A 261-nucleotide genomic window follows, 5' to 3' on the forward strand; every position below is an offset into this window, starting at 1 on the left:
GCCCGCACGGGCAGGCGACGGTGACGATCTGGTGCTCGGTCACCACGACCCGGGGCTGGGGGATGTCGAACACCTGCCGGCGGGTGACCGTCACCTCGGCGGCGTTGGTCAGGCCGCCTCCGCAGCCGCCGCAGGTGTCCGGCACGTGCCGGACGATCAGGTCCGGTTCGGCCACCTGGGACAGGGTGGTGCCCTCGCCGCCGGTGGGGCGGCCCGGCCGGCGACCCGAACGGCCCCGCAGCGACTTCGGCGCCGGTTTGG

1 protein-coding gene is annotated in these 261 nt (G+C 75.9%); it reads right to left on the reverse strand.

Annotated features, from left to right (window positions below; translation table 11 throughout):
- Positions 1 to 175: IS66 family transposase zinc-finger binding domain-containing protein (locus ACFHWU_RS29625; RefSeq protein ID WP_416592368.1), on the reverse strand; the 175-nt coding region annotated here is incomplete at its 3' end.
- Between the last annotated feature and the right edge of the window lie 86 nt (positions 176 to 261).

The organism is Micromonospora sp. LOL_015 (assembly GCF_048060275.1).
Taxonomy (GTDB): domain Bacteria; phylum Actinomycetota; class Actinomycetes; order Mycobacteriales; family Micromonosporaceae; genus Micromonospora_E.